The organism is Rhizobium sp. 9140, from assembly GCF_900067135.1.
GTDB lineage: Bacteria > Pseudomonadota > Alphaproteobacteria > Rhizobiales > Rhizobiaceae > Ferranicluibacter.
Genome location: NZ_FJUR01000001.1, coordinates 3,572,002 through 3,586,459 on the forward strand (window position 1 = coordinate 3,572,002; position 14,458 = coordinate 3,586,459).

Sequence of the window (14,458 nt, forward strand, 5' to 3'; positions counted from 1 at the left end):
CGGGAAGCGCTGACACGGCACGAGACTTGCTTGTCACTTGCATGACAAGGGCAGCGGATGCCGCATACCGCGGGCAGTTTGTCGTTGACACCTTATGCAAGGACCTGTCTATTTGTATAGTCAAAATGCAGGACGCAGAAGCCTGCCGATCCAATTCTGAAGACGGGAACGCCGCGTGAGATGCGGCACGATACTGGAGAGACGATCATGAAATCCCATTTCCTGCTGAAGGGCCTCGTTGCCGCGGCCTTCCTGCTCGGCGCGACCTTCTCGGCCCACGCCGAAGACGCGCTCGCCCGCATCAAGGCCGCCGGCACCATGAAGGTCGGCACCGAAACCGCCTTCGCGCCCTTCGACTTCATCGATGCCGGCGAGCATGCCGGCCTCAACGTCGATGTCTTTGCCGAGCTCGGCAAGGAACTGGGCGTCGAGATCGAATGGATCGCCCTCCCCTGGGAAGGCGTCCTGCCGGGCCTCGAAGCCGGCAAGTTCGACATGGTCGCAGGCCCCGCGACGATCACCAAGGCCCGCATGGAGCGCTACCGCTTCACGCCGCCGGTGGCCGAGGCCACGGTCGCGATCCTGAAGAAGGCCGGCGACACCAGCATCACCAAGCCCGAGGACATCGCCGGCAAGAAGATCGGCGTCGGCAAGGCGACGGCGCAGCTCGCCCAGTTGCAGGGCTATTCCGAAAAGCTTCCCGAGAAGGTCGATATCCGCGAATATCCCGCCTTCACCGAATCCTACGCCGATCTCGCAGCCGGCCGCATCGCCGGTGTCGCAAACTCCCTGCCGAACATCGCCTTCGTTGCCAGCCAGCGCAAGGATACGTTCGAGGTGGTGCAGCCGCCCTTCGGCCAGAAGGCCTATTTCGGCTTCATCGGCACCAAGGACGCGGACCACGCGCCGCTGATGGATGCGATCGACGCAGCGCTCCTGAAGATGAAGGGTGACGGACGCCTCGCCAAGCTGCAGGAAAAGTGGTTCGGCGCCAGCTTCGACACGCCGGATGCCGTCAAGGACCCGGCATTCTGATCAGGACTGCCATCTGAACGTAGAACGGGGCTGAACCGGCACAACGATACGTGTCCTCGCTCAGCCCCGTCTCCCGCTCGCCTTTGCGCGACCGACAGCCCACCCGACGAATTGGCCCGGCAATGTCCTTCAAGCTGTTCGAACTCCTTCTCAAAGCCTCGCTCTACACGATCGGCATCAGCCTCGTGTCGATCCTCATCGGCTTTGCGATCGCCATTCTCCTCTCCGGCATGCTCCTGTCCGGCCGCCGCGCGCTGGCGGTTCCTGCCCGGATTTTCATCAGCTTCTTTCGCGGCGTGCCTCTCCTCGTGCAGCTGCTGCTGATCTACAATCTGCTGCCCGTCATCGGCCTCAACGTACCCAGCATCGTCGCCGCCATCATCGGCCTTTCGCTCTGCACGGCGGCCTATCAGGCGGAAAATCTGCGCGGCGGCTTTGCCAGCGTGCCGCGCGGGCTGATCGAATCCGCCGAGATGGTCGGCCTTACCCCGTCCCAGGCTTTCCGCCGCATCAAGGTGCCGATCGCGCTGCGGCTCACCTTTCCGGCGCTCGTCAACGAGGCGATCCTCATCCTCAAGGCGTCCTCGCTCGTCTCCGTCGTCGGCATCGTCGAGCTGACGCGCATGGCGCAGGATCTGGCGGGCAGCACCTTCCTGCCGCTGCAACTCTTCGCCTGCGCCGGCCTCATCTATCTCGTCATCAACTGGGTGGTGGCGCGCACGGGCGGCCTCATAGAGCGGTCCCTGCCGGGAGTGCCGCGATGACCTTCGATATCGACGTCATTCTCGCACAACTCCCCGCCATCCTCTCCGGCGCCGGCGTCACGCTGCTTCTCTGGATCGCCGGAACCATCGGCGGTGCGGCACTGGGCTTTCTCGTCGCCGTCGGCCGGCGCTATGGCGGTCGCGTCCTCGACTGGCCGCTTGGCATTGCCGTCGAGGTGCTGCGCGGCACCCCCTTCCTGATCCAGATCTTCCTGCTCTATTACGGCGGCCCCTTCATCGGCCTTGCGCTCGATCCCATTCCCGCCGGGCTCCTCGGCCTGACGATCTACGGCGCCGCTTATTTCAGCGAGATCTTCCGTGCGGGTTTCGCCGCCATCCCGAAAGGCCATATCGAGGCGGCGGAATGCGTCGGCCTCAGCCAGGGCCAGATCGTACGGCGCATCCTGTTGCCGGAGATGACCATGCTGGTGCTTCCCCCCGCCATCAACATGGCCGTGATCCTGATGAAGGAAACCGCGATCCTCTCCATCATCACCGTTCCGGAGCTGACGCTCACCGTCAGCGCCATCGGCTCCCAGCAATATGCCTTCGTCGAATCGCTCTTCCTGCTCGCCGTGTTCTACTGGGTGCTGGTGGAAGTCACCGACAAGTTCGGCCGCTATGCCGAGCATCGCTTGTCCCGATACAGGTTTTCCCCGACATGACCCTTCCCGCCATCGCCGCCCGCAATCTCGTCAAGCGCTACGGCGACACCGCCGTGCTGCACGGCATCGATCTGGACATTCCCCCGGGACAGGTCTCCTGCCTCATCGGCCCCTCGGGCTCGGGCAAGAGCACGCTTCTGCGCTGCATGGCCTTTCTGGAGGAGGCGACGAGCGGCACCATCACGGTGGATGGAGAAGTCCTCGGCTTCTCGGAAAATTCCAACGGCATGCGCGAGCGCATTCCCGCCGCCACGAACCGCGCCATCCGCTCAAAGATCGGCATGGTCTTCCAGCAGTTCAATCTCTGGCCGCACATGACGGCGCTCGGCAATGTCAGCGAAGCCCTGCGCACCGTGCACAAGATGAGCCGGAAGCACGCCGAGGCCAGCGCCATGGAGCAACTGGTGAAGGTGGGGCTCGAGGCCCGCGCCGGGCATTATCCCTCGCAGCTGTCGGGCGGCCAGCAGCAGCGCGTGGCGATTGCGCGGGCCTTGGCGCTGAAGCCGAAGATCATGCTGTTCGATGAACCCACCTCCTCGCTCGATCCGGAACTGACCGGCGAGGTGCTGAACGTCATGCGGGATCTGGCGGCAGAGGGCATGACCATGGTGGTCGTCAGCCACGAGATCGGCTTTGCCGCGACCGTCGGTAGCCGGATAAGCTTTCTCGATCAGGGCCGCCTGCTCTTCTCCGGCCCGCCATCCGAGGTCTTCGGCAAACCGCGCCATCCGCGCCTGGAGCAATTCCTCGACACCTATCTCGACCGCGGCGCCTCGATGCTGGCCTGACCAACAGCCGGGAGCGACCTCACGCCACCGGCAGCACCTTGCCCGGATTGAACAACCCCTTCGGGTCGAGCGCCTGCTTGATCGCCCGCATCGTCGCCAGCTTCACGGGGTCGGCCGTCGCCAGCAGCGCGTGAATACGCTTCGAGCCGACGCCGTGCTCGGCGGAAAACGACCCGCCCATCGCGCCGATCCCGTCATACAGCACGCGCTCGACGGCATCGCGACGCCCCTCCGTCATCCAGCTTCCCGGCCGGTCGAGCACGATGTGCAGATTGCCGTCAGCGACATGGCCGAAGATGAACGGAGAGAGACCGTCAATGGCTTCGAGCGCCGGCGCGATCCGCGCGAGGTAAGCGCCGAGGCGATCGATCGGCACGGAAATGTCGTAGGAGGGCGCTGCCGGAAAGGCCCGGTACATCAGCGCCGTCTCCTCTCGCAACCGCCAGATTTCATGCGCCTGCTGCACCGAGCCCGCAACCACCGCGGTCGTTTCGGGATAGGTCTCGCAGATCGCCTCGTAGAGCCCGGCCAGCATGCCGAGAAGCGCTTCGTCCGTCTCGCCGCCAAGCCCTATCGCCAGATGCACCGGCGTCGCGTCGCTGGTTTCGCGCCAGCCGAAATGCGACGCCGTGAAGCCGAAATAGCGCGACCACATCGCCTCGCAGGCCCGCAACTTGCCCGTGGCCCGGGCAAGCCCCATCAGCGCCAATGCGGCTTCCGTCGAGGGCAAGCCGAACAGCGCCGTGGCGCTGGCCGCCGGCACCGGGTCCAGTTTCACAACCAGCCCGGTGATGATACCGAGCGTTCCCTCCGCCCCGATCAGCAGGTGCTTCAGGTCGTAGCCGGCGGAGTTTTTCACCACGCGCACCATGTCGCGATAGATGCCGCCATCCGGCAGCACGGCTTCCAGCCCGAGAATGCGATGGCGCGTGACGCCGTTGCGGAACGCCATGACGCCGCCGGCATTGGTGGAGGCCATGCCGCCGAGCGTCGCCGATCCGCGCGCCGCAAGGTCGATGCCCGGCTCCAGACCATATGCGGCCGCCGCCTGCTGCAAGGCCTCGAGGGTGACCCCGGCCTCCACCACGGCCACGCCGCCGACGGGATCGATCTCGAGGATACGGTCGAGATTTTTCAGCGAGATCACAACGTCGCCTGCCGCCGAGATGCCGCCGCCGACCAGCCCCGTCCGTCCGCCATGGGTGACGACCGGGATGCCGGCACCGGCGCAGATCCCGACGATCCGGGAGAGAGAAGCCACATCGCGCGGCGCGATAACGGCCGAGCCGCCGAGATTGTCGGGATGTTCGCCGGGATGGAGCGCGACGATATCGGCACCTGTCCTGATGTCCACACCGGGAACGGCCGCGATTATGGCGGCGATGACGGCGTCGATGTCAGGCATGCGGGTCGTCCTATTCGGGAAGCAGCGTGCGGAAGCCGCCATTGAAGTAGAGAAGCGGCGCCACGCCCTGACGGACCTGCACGCTGCGCACGCGGCCGATGAGGATGGCGTGCGTGTGGCGATGCAGCGCCTCGTCGAGACCGCAGTCGATGACGGTCAGCGCGTCGGCAAGCGCCCACCCGCCGCTGTCGAGTTTCGTCCATTCGGCACCGGCATAGCGCTCGGCGCCCCGCCGTCCGTCCGCCCCGGCAAAGGCTTTCGCGACACCGTCCTGACCTTCCGCGAGCACGTTGACGCAGAAACGGCCGCTTCGCTCAAGCACCGGCCAGGAGGAGGATGTGCGGTTGAGACTGACGATGACCGAGGGGACTTCGGCCGAAAGGGAGGTGACAGACGTCGCGGTAAATCCGGTCCGCTCCTCCCCGTCGCCCACCGTGATGACGCAGACGGCGCCTGCGAGATGGCGCATGGAGAGTTTGAAATCGGCGGCATCGGGCGCGGCCCCCTCTACGGGCGACGGATAAACGGCAGCAGTCATGTCTCGGCACCTCGCATCTGCAACGGCCCGGACGACGGTTGCTCGTCCGGGGCCTCCTGTCTATCCGAATGCACTGAAGATCTTCCTTCTACCAGAATTGGGGCTACGAAAGACGGGCTGCAATCGTCACTTATGCTTTACCGAGCCTGAACGTCTGGCGCGCCCGAACGTTGCCGGGCGGCGGTATAGCGATTGACCGGCAGGGATATGCCGAGGTTCTCGCGCAGCGTCGCGCCCTCGTATTCCTCCCGGAACAGGCCGCGGCGGCGCAGTTCCGGCAGGACCAGCGCCGTGAAGTCCTCAAGACTTGCCGGCAGGGTCGGGAACATCAGGATGAAGCCGTCGGCCGCGCGCGTCTCGAACCATTCCTCCATGAAATCCGCGATCTGCACCGGCGTGCCGGTGATGCCGTTGCCGGTGTGCTTTTCGGCATAGAGGCGGATCAACTCGCCCACCGTATGGCCCTTCTTCACGAAGTCTATCAGTTCTTCGAAGAGCGCCTTGGAGCCCTTCGGCTGCTCGGGAAGCCGGTCCATCGGAAAAGGCTCGTCCAGCGGTACGCCGCGCAAGTCCGCTTCCAGAAATTCCGAGAGCATCAACCGCCCGACATCGGGGTGCAGCTTGTCGATGAGGAAATCGACCTTGGCGCGCGCCTCGGCCTCCGTCTCGCCGACATTCAGCACCACGCCGGGCATGATCTTGAGGTCGTCGGGATTGCGCCCCAGCGCCGGCATGCGTTCCTTGACGTTCGCGTAGAACGCCCGGTTCCGGTCGATATTGGACGCGAGGCTGAAGACGATCTCGGCGGTGCGCGCGGCAAGGTCCATGCCGGCTTCGGACCCGCCCGCCTGCGCGATCACAGGCCGCCCTTGCGCCGAGGGCGCAATGTTGAGCGGGCCGCGCACCTGATAGTGCTTGCCGACATGGCTCAGCATGTGATGCCGGGCCTTGTCGTAGTAGAGCCCGCTATCGCGGTTAAGCAGCAGCGCGTCCTTCTCAAAACTGTCCCAGAGCCCGAAGACGACGTCCACGAACTCCCGGCACCGCTCGTAGCGCAGTTCATGCGGATCGAGACCGGTACGGTTGAAATTATATCCCGTCTCGTCGTGATCCGAGGTGACCACGTTCCAGCAGGCGCGCCCGTTCGACAGCTGGTCGATGGAGGCGAAGATGCGGGCGAGGTTGAAGGGCTCGTAATAGCTGGTCGACGCGGTGGCCACGAGGCCCAGCCGCTCCGTCACCATAGAGAGCGCCGAGAGAAGCGTCAGCGGCTCGAAGCGGTTCATCTTGGTGGGGCTGCGGGCCAGCGCGTCGGGATCGCCGATGCCGGCTGCCGGCGAATCCGCCATGAACAGGAAGTCGAACTTGGCTGCTTCCGACATCTGCGCCACCTTTTTGAGATGCGCGATATCGTTTGCGCCGTTCACATCGCTGGCAGGGTGCAGCCAGCTCGCCGGGTGGAACCCGAAGGTGTAGACGAACGTCCCGAGCTTGAGCTTGTCCTGCCGTGCCATCGTATGTCCCTTCGTTATCGACTGCCCGGAGTATGGCGGGAACCGGGCGGCGGACAAGCCCGGCAAATGACGTTCTATGTGAGTTTTTCTAAACAATCGCGCAAGGTCATTACGGCGCCGACGCCAGTCCCTGCCGCCGCCCGAGCGCCGTCAGCCAGCCATGGAAGGCCTGCCCATGCGGCTTGTCGAGCGCGGAGCGGTCCCAGGCGAGGAAATAGCTCTCCGGCAGGGGCAGCCGAAGGTCGAAGGGCACGACCAGCGTGCCTGCGGCAAGCTCGTCCGTGATCATCGACATCTGCGCCAGCACGAAGCCGCGCTTGTTGACCGCGGCATCGATGGCGCTGGATGACAACGTGAACGACAGGCCCGGCCCGCCTTCGACGAAGTCCACGCCGGCCGCATGAGCGAAGTCGCGCCAGTGCGGGAAGGTCGAGAAATGCGGCTCCCAGGCGACATGGAGCAGCGGATGGCGCAGGATCTCGGCGGGACCCACAGGGCCGGCATGCTCCGCGATCAGCGCCGGCGCGCAGGCCGGCACCACCCAGTCTCGAAACAGCGCGGCGTTGTGCGGATGCTGGCTGCCGCGCAGGCCATAGGTGATGCGAAAATCGACCGCATCGATGCCAAGCCGAGGCTCCGCGTCCTGCCCGAGAATGCGGATCTGCGCATCGGGATGCGCGGCCTGCCAGTCGAAGATGCGGCGGCCGATCCATTTATTGACCACCGACGACAGCGCAGACAGCGTCAGCCCGCCCGTATTGCGCGCCCGCGCCAGCACGCGTCCCGCCTCCTCGAACTGCTGGAAGCCCTTGGCGATCTCGCCATGATAGAGGTGACCGAGCGCCGTCATCGCGATGCGCCGGCCGCGCCGCTCGATCAGGCTCGCGCTGAGATGCGCCTCCAGCTTGCGCAGGTGCTGGCTGACGGCCCCCGGGGGAAACGCCAAGCTCGGCCGCCGCCGCCGTCACGCTGCCGAGCCGACCGACCGCTTCGAAGGCCTGCAACGCTCTCAGCGCGATAACCGTCATCGGCGATGCCCCAAGGTCCGAACCAACCTATATCGCGCCAACCGGAAGGCTTTGTGCGAGGCGCACGAGATAGCCATCCGGATCCTGCACCAGCAGCTCGCGCGACGCACAGTCTACCCCGCCGACATTGTAGACGGCGTCTTTCAAACCCCGGAAGAGCGGCCAGTTCGCCTGCTCCAGCCGTGCCGCGATGGCGGCGATATCGGAGACCGCGATCTGGAAATTGACGCCGCGGCCGAGCGGCGGCTGCAGCGGCGCCGTGACCCATGTGCCGTTGATCTGCGACAGCATAACCTGCGCACCCTCGCGCTCCAGATAGGCGAAATTCGCCGCCTTCCGGTCGTAGGCGATGCGAAAGCCCAAGAGATCACACCAGAAAGCAAGGCTGCGCGCGAGATCGGTCACATCGAGTTCCGGCACGAGCGCGTTGAACCCGCCCGCCGGACGCTCGCCGGCACTGTCGGCCGCGTTGCGTTCGCTCTGCCCGAGGCGGGGAGGCGTAATGTCGAGGCTCACGATGCCGACGCCTCGACCGGGGCATATCGCCAGGGCTCAAGCGTGCCGGGCCTGCCGGCAAGCGACAGCGTTGCGGTGCGCGGCGGCGTCTGCGCGACGATCTTGCCGCGGCGCAGCACCATCAGCCGGTTCGCCCGCATGCGCACCGCCTCCGCGGCATCACGCGCTTCGAGAAGAATGAGGTCGGCATGGCAACCCGGCGCGATGCCGTAGCCTTCGAGCCCGAAGGTGCGGGCCGCGTTTTCGGTGACCGCCCGGAACGAGGCCCTGACCGCCACCGGGCTCGTCATATGCCCCGTATGGACGGCCATGTGGGCGACGTCGAGCATGTCGGCATTGCCGAACGAATACCACGGGTCCATGCAGCTGTCCTGCCCGTAGGCGACGTTGACGCCGAGCGCCATCAGTTCGGGAACGCGCATCATGCCGCGCCGCTTCGGGTAAGTGTCGTGCCGCCCTTGCAGCACGATATTGGCCAGCGGATTGGGCACGCAGTGGATCTGCGCCTCCGCGATCAGCGGCAGGAGCTTGGAGACGTAATAATTGTCCATCGAATGCATGGAGGTCAGGTGCGAGCCGGCCACGCGTCCCTGAAGCCCGAGGCGCTGCGTTTCGTAAGCCAGCGTCTCAATATGGCGCGACATCGGGTCGTCGGTCTCGTCGCAATGCAGATCGACCAGCAATCCCCGTTTCGCGGCGATCTCGCAAAGCGCGGTGACCGAGCGCCGCCCGTCCTCCATCGTCCTCTCGAAATGCGGAATGCCGCCGACGACATCCACGCCCATGTCGAGGGCGCGTTCGAGATTGCGGGCCGCCGTCGCCGAGCGGAAATACCCGTCCTGCGGAAAGGCCACCAGTTGCAGGTCGAGATAATCCCGAACGAGATCCTTCACCTCCAGCAGTGCCTCGACCCCGGTCAGCCGCTCGTCGCAGACGTCGACATGGCTGCGCACAGCCAGCAGACCTTGCGAAACCGCAAGGTCGCAATAGCGTAACGCCCGCTCGATCACCGCTTCCTTGGTCAGGAGCGGCTTCAGCTCGCCCCAAAGCTGGATGCCTTCGAGCAGTGTGCCCGACCGGTTGAGCCGGGGCGTGCCGAGCGACAGCGTCGCATCCATATGAAAATGAATGTCGATGAACGGCGCACTGACGAGCCGGCCGCCCGCATCAATGATCTCGCCCGCCTCCGCCGTGATGCCGGGTTCCACCGCAACGATCCGCCCCTTAGAGATCGCGATATCGACGCCCATCCGATCATCGGCAAGGTTGGCATGGCGAATGATGGTGTCGAACGTCATAAACGGCTCCGTCGGTCGAAAGGCTCCCGGTCATATTAAACGGTCGCACCGCCCCGGCAAGCGCGCAAAGCCGGCAAAGGCGCGCTTTCCCCGAAGTCATCCGTGGCTTACGGAACTTTCGAAGAAAGCGTGAGTTGTGCCGAAAACCAGGAGAGATGCCATGTCGATACGATTTGCAGCCCTGACAGCCTATATCGCGCTGACCGCAACCTTCATGACCGCAGCCATGCTGTCGCAGCGGGATGCACCGGCCGTTTCGATGAGCTCCATGTCGCTTGGAAAGTCCAACCGCGTCTTGCAGGGCTCGCCCGACAGTTTCGTCATGGAACGCTTCGCCGGCTGATTTTGCTGCACTGCAAAAAGTTAGCGACGACGCACCACGACATCTGGTAGATTGCGAACTGTTGAGAAAATTCGAGGTCGTCAATGTCGGAACTCGCATTCGCAGCACGTCACCTATCGACAACGCCGGAAGGCCTGAACACGGTCTTTCACTTCCGTGACGAGAACGGCAAGATGCTAGCGCTTCTGCTTGACGGCGAGGTCGGTCGCGATTTTGTGGACCACTGCCGGATCTATTACGAGCCGGAGCCCGATCCGGTTTCCGCTGAAGAGATGCAGATCGACCTTGCCGTTATCCAACTCTTTGACATCGATGCCGCTTCTGCGGATGAATCCGACCCGCGGCAGATTGCCGACGCGCTGGATCGGGAACTGCGCATTCTGCTCGCAGCCGGAGACGGCGCCAATTAAGCTGCATCTTTACCAGACAAGGCGAACCAGAGCGTAGGCGCCGATCCACAGTCCAGCGGACAAAGCCAGGGCACCGGCAATCGCCAGGATCCTCAGTGTCGGCTTCACCGTCCGGCTTTTCTGGCCGGGAGCAGGTCGGAGCCGCTGCATCGGCATGGCATGGCCCTCCATTGTCTCTTGCATGACAGGCCTCTTTCCAACGACATTATCTGAAACCCGAACCGCAGGCACGCCGGCGATGCACGTCACATTTCGTCTTGTAGGCCTTTTTCGATGTCAAAATCCTAAAGCAATCCGTCGCATTTTCAGCAGTTCTTCGAGATATGACCAGAACAGAACAAAAAGCCCGGCTGCAAGGGCAGCCGGGCTTGGATATGTCAAAAAAGCGCCGATTTAAGCGTCTTCAACGACCCGCAAGGCTTGCGCCCGGGCCAGAGCGGCCTTCTGCACTGCGTCCTGCACCTTCTCGAAGGCACGAACCTCGATCTGGCGGACGCGTTCGCGGCTGATCTCGAATTCGGTCGACAGTTCTTCCAGCGTTACCGGATCTTCCGTCAAACGACGCGCCTGGAAAATACGGCGCTCGCGGTCGTTGAGCACCTCCATCGCACCCGACAGAAGCGAACGGCGGTTTTCCAACTCGTCCTGCTCGATCAGGATGTCTTCCTGACTGTCGCTGGCATCGACCAGCCAATCCTGCCACTGCCCGGATTCGCCCTCGCCCGCCTTGATCGGCGCGTTCAGCGACGCGTCGCCGGACAGCCGCTGGTTCATCGAAATGACCTCGGCTTCCGATACGTTCAGCGTCGTCGCGATCTGCTTGACCTGATCGGGCTTCAGGTCGCCGTCATCCAGCGCCTGGATCTTGCCCTTGAGGCGACGCAGGTTGAAGAACAACCGCTTCTGGTTGGCGGTAGTGCCCATCTTCACGAGCGACCACGAGCGCAGAATATATTCCTGAATGGAGGCTTTGATCCACCACATGGCGTAGGTCGCAAGGCGGAAACCGCGCTCCGGATCGAACTTTTTCACGGCCTGCATCAGGCCGACATTGCCTTCGGAAACGACTTCGCCGATCGGCAGGCCGTAGCCGCGATAGCCCATGGCGATCTTCGCCACGAGGCGCAGATGACTGGTCACGAGCTGATGGGCGGCCTTACGGTCGTCATGTTCCTGGTAGCGCTTGGCGAGCATATACTCGACCTGCGGCTCCAGCATGGGGAATTTGCGGATTTCATCGAGATATCGATTGAGACCACCTTCGCCGGCGGTCAGTGTCGGCATCGTACTACGGGCCATGTTTGCACCCCTTTCTCGTTCCGGCCTCCAGCTGGCAAGCCGGGCATGTGGGTCCTTCGACCCCACAGGTCACCAAGATAAGAACGCGCAGCGCATGATTCAAGGATGCAGCCGCGCGATTGCGACCCCATCCTTTGGCTTCGGAATATCTCGGTAAGATCGGCATCGAGGAACTGAAATCAACCCCTCGAGCCGGATTTTCAGCATCTCCGCGCAGTGCTAGCGGATGGCAGCGCCGTCATCTTCCTGCTCGGACAGGAACGCTTCGTCACTCTTGGCGCTGAGGCGAACCCGGTTGCCATCCACGCTCTCGACGAGCGATAAGGCAATGAAGTGGTGATGGTCCTGATGGCCGACCGGATTGTCCTTCTTCGTCAGCTTGATGCGGTCGCCCTCGACACCATCGACGGTTCCGACATGGACGCCATCGGCACTGATGACTTCGGCATGTTCCTTAATCTGGTTACCATCGATCATGATGTCTCTCCTTGGCTATCGATACCGGAAAAACGCCGGCATCGACAAAAGGATGCATGCAAGGCTTGAGATTTCACGACCGCCCGCAAGAACGCTCGCGGCCTTAGGCCTTCAGAGCCGCGGCGAGTTCCAGCATATCGTCCGGCAGCGGCGAGGCGAAGCGCATCGTCTCACCGGTTGCCGGATGCTCGAACGCCAGCATGAACGCATGCAGCGCCTGGCGCGGAAACCGATCGACGACGGCCTTGGCGGCGTCCGGCAAAAGGTTCGATTTCGTCCGGAATGCCGCACCATAATCGGCATCGCCCACCAGCGGATGCCCGATATAGGCCATGTGGACGCGGATCTGGTGCGTGCGCCCCGTCTCCAGCCGGCATTCGACCATGGCGGCCAGCGCCGTCGCATCCGGCTTCTCGTGGTAACGCTCGGTCACCTCGTAATGGGTGATGGCTTCGCGCGCATCGTCCGCATCGTGCTTCTTCACCGCCCGCTTGATCCGGTCTCCCGCGCGCCCGAGCGGCGCGTCGATCGTGCCGCGAAGGCCGCGCGGACGGCCCCAGACGATGGCGGCATAGGCGCGCTCCAGCGGCCCGGTGCGGCCATGGTCGGCAAACTGGTCGGAAAGGTGCCGGTGGGCGAGATCGTTCTTCGCCACCACCATGACGCCGCTTGTGTCCTTGTCCAGACGGTGGACGATGCCCGGCCGCTTGACGCCGCCGATGCCCGAAAGACTGTCGCCGCAATGATGGATGAGCGCGTTGACAAGCGTCCCCGTCCAGTTGCCGGCACCGGGATGCACGACCAGACCCGGCGGCTTGATGAGCACGATCACGTCGTTATCTTCATAAAGGACGTCGAGCGGGATGTTCTCGCCCTTGGGCTCCGGGTCTTCCGGCTCCGGCATGCCGATCTCGAACACGTCGCCCGGCTGCACCTTGCGCTTGGGCTCCAGCACCGGCTTGCCATTGACGCGCACGGCGCCCTGCTCGATCAGCGCCTTGATGCGGTTGCGCGAGAAAAGGCCGTCCATCTGCTCGGTCAGCCAGGCATCCATGCGCCCGGATGCATCGTCTTGCGCCGTCAGGACTTTCCTTGGGGCTGCCGCTTCGTTAAAGGGGTCGTTCATTCTTGCTCAATCCGTGAGGTCAAACCGCCCATGTCGCTCCAGGAACCTGACGAACAGGACGAAAAGCCGCTCGATCCGGTGATGGAAAACGTTCGCCGCAAGATGATCCGCCTGCAGCTGGTCTCGGCGGGTGTGATGTTGGTCATGCTTATGGCCGTGCTGGGCGCGATTGTCTACAAGGTCACGCGTCCGAGCGCAGCGCCCTCGCTCGCAAACGCAACCGCCGGCGTGCCGAGCGATGCGCCGCTGGCGGCCACCGCCGTGCTTCCGCAAGGCTTCGAGATCACCGACACCTCGCTTTCGGGCGGTCAGATCCTGTTCTTCGGCACGCTCGCCGGTGTCCGCAAGGCGCTCGTCTATGACATCGCCGCCAACCGCATCGTCGCCGACATCTCCGTACCCGCGAACTGACCGTGCCGGACACCGAGCGCGTCGCCGAGCGCATCACGGACCCGGCCGATCCGCGCATCGCAGCCTTCGTCTCGATTCGCGAGCGGGACCTGACCGGCCGTCACAACCGCTTCATCGCGGAGGGCACCGTGGTGCTGCGCATGCTGGCGGCGTCGGCTGCCGGCGGCGGTCCGTTTACGGCCGAGGCGATCCTGCTTCTCGAAAACCGGCTTCCGGGCGTTGCCGACATTCTCGCGCAGTTCGAGGACACGGTGCCGGTCTTCGTCGCGGATGCCACGGTGTTCAATGCCATCGCCGGTTTCGACATGCATCGCGGCGTGCTCGCCATCGGCATGCGGCAGAGGCCGCAAACGCTGGAGGGCCTGCTCTCGACCCTGCCGGACGAGGCTCTGATCCTCGCCGCCTGCGGCCTCTCCAATCACGACAATGTCGGCTCGATCTTCCGCAACGCCGCCGCCTTCGGCGCGAGCGCCGTGCTTCTGGACGAAACCTGCTGCGACCCGCTGTATCGCAAGGCGATCCGCGTCTCCGTCGGCGCGGTGCTCACCGTCCCCTTCGTGCGCCAGGGTACGGCGGGCAACCTGCTTGCGGCCATCGAGGGCCACGGCTTTGCGCTCTGGGGCCTGTCGCCGCGCGGCGAAACCAATCTGGACGATATCCCACCCGCGCCGCGCACGGCGCTGGTCGTGGGTGCCGAGGGCGAAGGCCTGCCGCCCGCCATCATGGCCGCGATCCGCACGGCTCGTATCCGGCAGAAGCCGGGTCTCGACAGCCTCAATGTCGCCACCGCGACGGGAATAGCCCTTCACCGGATCGCCAGCCTCAACGGCCTCGTCTAACG

The 14,458-nt window shown here is 64.3% G+C and carries 17 protein-coding genes and 1 pseudogene; 8 read left to right on the forward strand and 10 right to left on the reverse strand.

The window, feature by feature from the left end; all coding sequences use genetic code 11:
- Nucleotides 1-207 precede the first annotated feature (207 nt).
- The 4 genes from GA0004734_RS16880 to GA0004734_RS16895 all read left to right on the forward strand — a co-directional run bounded on the left by GA0004734_RS16880 (nt 208) and on the right by GA0004734_RS16895 (nt 3,252).
- The gene (locus GA0004734_RS16880; protein ID WP_092935516.1) at nt 208-1,035 is read left to right on the forward strand and encodes a transporter substrate-binding domain-containing protein; all 828 of its coding nucleotides are present in this window, start codon (nt 208-210) and stop codon (nt 1,033-1,035) included.
- A 122-nt stretch (nt 1,036-1,157) separates the two neighbouring features.
- Nucleotides 1,158-1,799: an amino acid ABC transporter permease gene (locus GA0004734_RS16885; protein WP_092935517.1), complete on the forward strand. Its 642-nt coding sequence runs from the start codon at nt 1,158-1,160 to the stop codon at nt 1,797-1,799.
- On the forward strand, nt 1,796-2,464 hold the full coding sequence (locus tag GA0004734_RS16890; protein WP_092935518.1) for an amino acid ABC transporter permease: 669 nt from the start codon (nt 1,796-1,798) through the stop codon (nt 2,462-2,464). Before GA0004734_RS16885 ends, GA0004734_RS16890 begins: the two co-directional genes overlap by 4 nt.
- The gene (locus GA0004734_RS16895) at nt 2,461-3,252 is read left to right on the forward strand and encodes an amino acid ABC transporter ATP-binding protein (protein WP_092935519.1); all 792 of its coding nucleotides are present in this window, start codon (nt 2,461-2,463) and stop codon (nt 3,250-3,252) included. The genes GA0004734_RS16890 and GA0004734_RS16895 overlap by 4 nt, the downstream gene beginning before the upstream one ends.
- A 19-nt stretch (nt 3,253-3,271) precedes the next feature.
- Here the strand turns inward: GA0004734_RS16895 and GA0004734_RS16900 are convergent, their stop codons facing one another.
- The 6 genes and pseudogenes from GA0004734_RS16900 to GA0004734_RS16925 all read right to left on the reverse strand — a co-directional run bounded on the left by GA0004734_RS16900 (nt 3,272) and on the right by GA0004734_RS16925 (nt 9,551).
- Nucleotides 3,272-4,657: an FAD-binding oxidoreductase gene (locus GA0004734_RS16900; protein ID WP_175386436.1), complete on the reverse strand. Its 1,386-nt coding sequence runs from the start codon at nt 4,655-4,657 to the stop codon at nt 3,272-3,274.
- 10 nt (nt 4,658-4,667) lie between these two features.
- Nucleotides 4,668-5,195 (reverse strand): flavin reductase family protein, encoded by a 528-nt coding sequence (locus GA0004734_RS16905; RefSeq protein ID WP_092935521.1) that lies wholly within the window; start codon nt 5,193-5,195, stop codon nt 4,668-4,670.
- Nucleotides 5,196-5,332: 137 nt separating this feature from the next.
- On the reverse strand, nt 5,333-6,709 hold the full coding sequence (locus GA0004734_RS16910) for an LLM class flavin-dependent oxidoreductase (protein ID WP_092935522.1): 1,377 nt from the start codon (nt 6,707-6,709) through the stop codon (nt 5,333-5,335).
- Nucleotides 6,710-6,818: 109 nt separating this feature from the next.
- A pseudogene (locus tag GA0004734_RS16915) lies at nt 6,819-7,737 on the reverse strand (LysR substrate-binding domain-containing protein).
- A gap of 27 nt (nt 7,738-7,764) precedes the next feature.
- A complete protein-coding gene (locus GA0004734_RS16920; protein WP_245292451.1) occupies nt 7,765-8,253 on the reverse strand; it encodes a bleomycin resistance protein in 489 nt (162 codons plus the stop codon).
- A complete protein-coding gene (locus tag GA0004734_RS16925) occupies nt 8,250-9,551 on the reverse strand; it encodes an amidohydrolase family protein (protein WP_092935523.1) in 1,302 nt (433 codons plus the stop codon). Before GA0004734_RS16925 ends, GA0004734_RS16920 begins: the two co-directional genes overlap by 4 nt.
- Before the next feature lie 160 nt (nt 9,552-9,711).
- On the opposite strand from GA0004734_RS16925, the gene GA0004734_RS16930 reads away from it, so the two are divergent.
- On the forward strand, nt 9,712-9,894 hold the full coding sequence (locus GA0004734_RS16930; RefSeq protein WP_092935524.1) for a hypothetical protein: 183 nt from the start codon (nt 9,712-9,714) through the stop codon (nt 9,892-9,894).
- Nucleotides 9,895-9,977: 83 nt separating this feature from the next.
- Nucleotides 9,978-10,304: a hypothetical protein gene (locus GA0004734_RS16935; RefSeq protein WP_092935525.1), complete on the forward strand. Its 327-nt coding sequence runs from the start codon at nt 9,978-9,980 to the stop codon at nt 10,302-10,304.
- A 9-nt stretch (nt 10,305-10,313) separates the two neighbouring features.
- On the opposite strand, the gene GA0004734_RS26075 is transcribed toward GA0004734_RS16935, so the two are convergent.
- From GA0004734_RS26075 to GA0004734_RS16950, 4 genes are all read right to left on the reverse strand, one after another.
- The gene (locus tag GA0004734_RS26075; protein ID WP_175386438.1) at nt 10,314-10,487 is read right to left on the reverse strand and encodes a hypothetical protein; all 174 of its coding nucleotides are present in this window, start codon (nt 10,485-10,487) and stop codon (nt 10,314-10,316) included.
- A gap of 210 nt (nt 10,488-10,697) precedes the next feature.
- Complete coding sequence (gene rpoH, locus GA0004734_RS16940; RefSeq protein WP_092935526.1) at nt 10,698-11,603, reverse strand: RNA polymerase sigma factor RpoH; 906 nt, start codon at nt 11,601-11,603, stop codon at nt 10,698-10,700.
- A 219-nt stretch (nt 11,604-11,822) separates the two neighbouring features.
- Nucleotides 11,823-12,080, reverse strand: a complete 258-nt coding sequence (locus GA0004734_RS16945) for a DUF2171 domain-containing protein (RefSeq protein ID WP_092935527.1) — start codon at nt 12,078-12,080, stop codon at nt 11,823-11,825.
- Nucleotides 12,081-12,183: 103 nt separating this feature from the next.
- Nucleotides 12,184-13,206, reverse strand: a complete 1,023-nt coding sequence (locus tag GA0004734_RS16950; protein WP_092935528.1) for an RluA family pseudouridine synthase — start codon at nt 13,204-13,206, stop codon at nt 12,184-12,186.
- Between the two features lie 30 nt (nt 13,207-13,236).
- On the opposite strand from GA0004734_RS16950, the gene GA0004734_RS16955 reads away from it, so the two are divergent.
- Both GA0004734_RS16955 and GA0004734_RS16960 read left to right on the forward strand, forming a co-directional pair.
- Nucleotides 13,237-13,617, forward strand: a complete 381-nt coding sequence (locus tag GA0004734_RS16955) for a hypothetical protein (RefSeq protein WP_092935529.1) — start codon at nt 13,237-13,239, stop codon at nt 13,615-13,617.
- Nucleotides 13,618-13,619: 2 nt separating this feature from the next.
- Nucleotides 13,620-14,456 carry a TrmH family RNA methyltransferase gene (locus GA0004734_RS16960; RefSeq protein ID WP_092935530.1) on the forward strand — a complete coding sequence of 279 codons (837 nt, stop codon included), beginning with the start codon at nt 13,620-13,622 and terminating at the stop codon, nt 14,454-14,456.
- The last annotated feature ends 2 nt before the right edge of the window (nt 14,457-14,458 follow it).

What these genes read in the sequence shown, in the direction of transcription:
- GA0004734_RS16880 (WP_092935516.1), top strand. Translation starts at nt 208, where the DNA reads ATGAAATCCCATTTCCTGCTGAAGGGCCTCGTTGCCGCGGCCTTCCTG.
- GA0004734_RS16885 (WP_092935517.1), top strand. Translation starts at nt 1,158, where the DNA reads ATGTCCTTCAAGCTGTTCGAACTCCTTCTCAAAGCCTCGCTCTACACG.
- GA0004734_RS16890 (WP_092935518.1), top strand. Translation starts at nt 1,796, where the DNA reads ATGACCTTCGATATCGACGTCATTCTCGCACAACTCCCCGCCATCCTC.
- GA0004734_RS16895 (WP_092935519.1), top strand. Translation starts at nt 2,461, where the DNA reads ATGACCCTTCCCGCCATCGCCGCCCGCAATCTCGTCAAGCGCTACGGC.
- GA0004734_RS16900 (WP_175386436.1), bottom strand. Translation starts at nt 4,657, where the DNA reads ATGCCTGACATCGACGCCGTCATCGCCGCCATAATCGCGGCCGTTCCC.
- GA0004734_RS16905 (WP_092935521.1), bottom strand. Translation starts at nt 5,195, where the DNA reads ATGACTGCTGCCGTTTATCCGTCGCCCGTAGAGGGGGCCGCGCCCGAT.
- GA0004734_RS16910 (WP_092935522.1), bottom strand. Translation starts at nt 6,709, where the DNA reads ATGGCACGGCAGGACAAGCTCAAGCTCGGGACGTTCGTCTACACCTTC.
- GA0004734_RS16925 (WP_092935523.1), bottom strand. Translation starts at nt 9,551, where the DNA reads ATGACGTTCGACACCATCATTCGCCATGCCAACCTTGCCGATGATCGG.
- GA0004734_RS16930 (WP_092935524.1), top strand. Translation starts at nt 9,712, where the DNA reads ATGTCGATACGATTTGCAGCCCTGACAGCCTATATCGCGCTGACCGCA.
- GA0004734_RS16935 (WP_092935525.1), top strand. Translation starts at nt 9,978, where the DNA reads ATGTCGGAACTCGCATTCGCAGCACGTCACCTATCGACAACGCCGGAA.
- GA0004734_RS26075 (WP_175386438.1), bottom strand. Translation starts at nt 10,487, where the DNA reads ATGCAAGAGACAATGGAGGGCCATGCCATGCCGATGCAGCGGCTCCGA.
- rpoH (WP_092935526.1), bottom strand. Translation starts at nt 11,603, where the DNA reads ATGGCCCGTAGTACGATGCCGACACTGACCGCCGGCGAAGGTGGTCTC.
- GA0004734_RS16945 (WP_092935527.1), bottom strand. Translation starts at nt 12,080, where the DNA reads ATGATCGATGGTAACCAGATTAAGGAACATGCCGAAGTCATCAGTGCC.
- GA0004734_RS16950 (WP_092935528.1), bottom strand. Translation starts at nt 13,206, where the DNA reads ATGAACGACCCCTTTAACGAAGCGGCAGCCCCAAGGAAAGTCCTGACG.
- GA0004734_RS16955 (WP_092935529.1), top strand. Translation starts at nt 13,237, where the DNA reads ATGTCGCTCCAGGAACCTGACGAACAGGACGAAAAGCCGCTCGATCCG.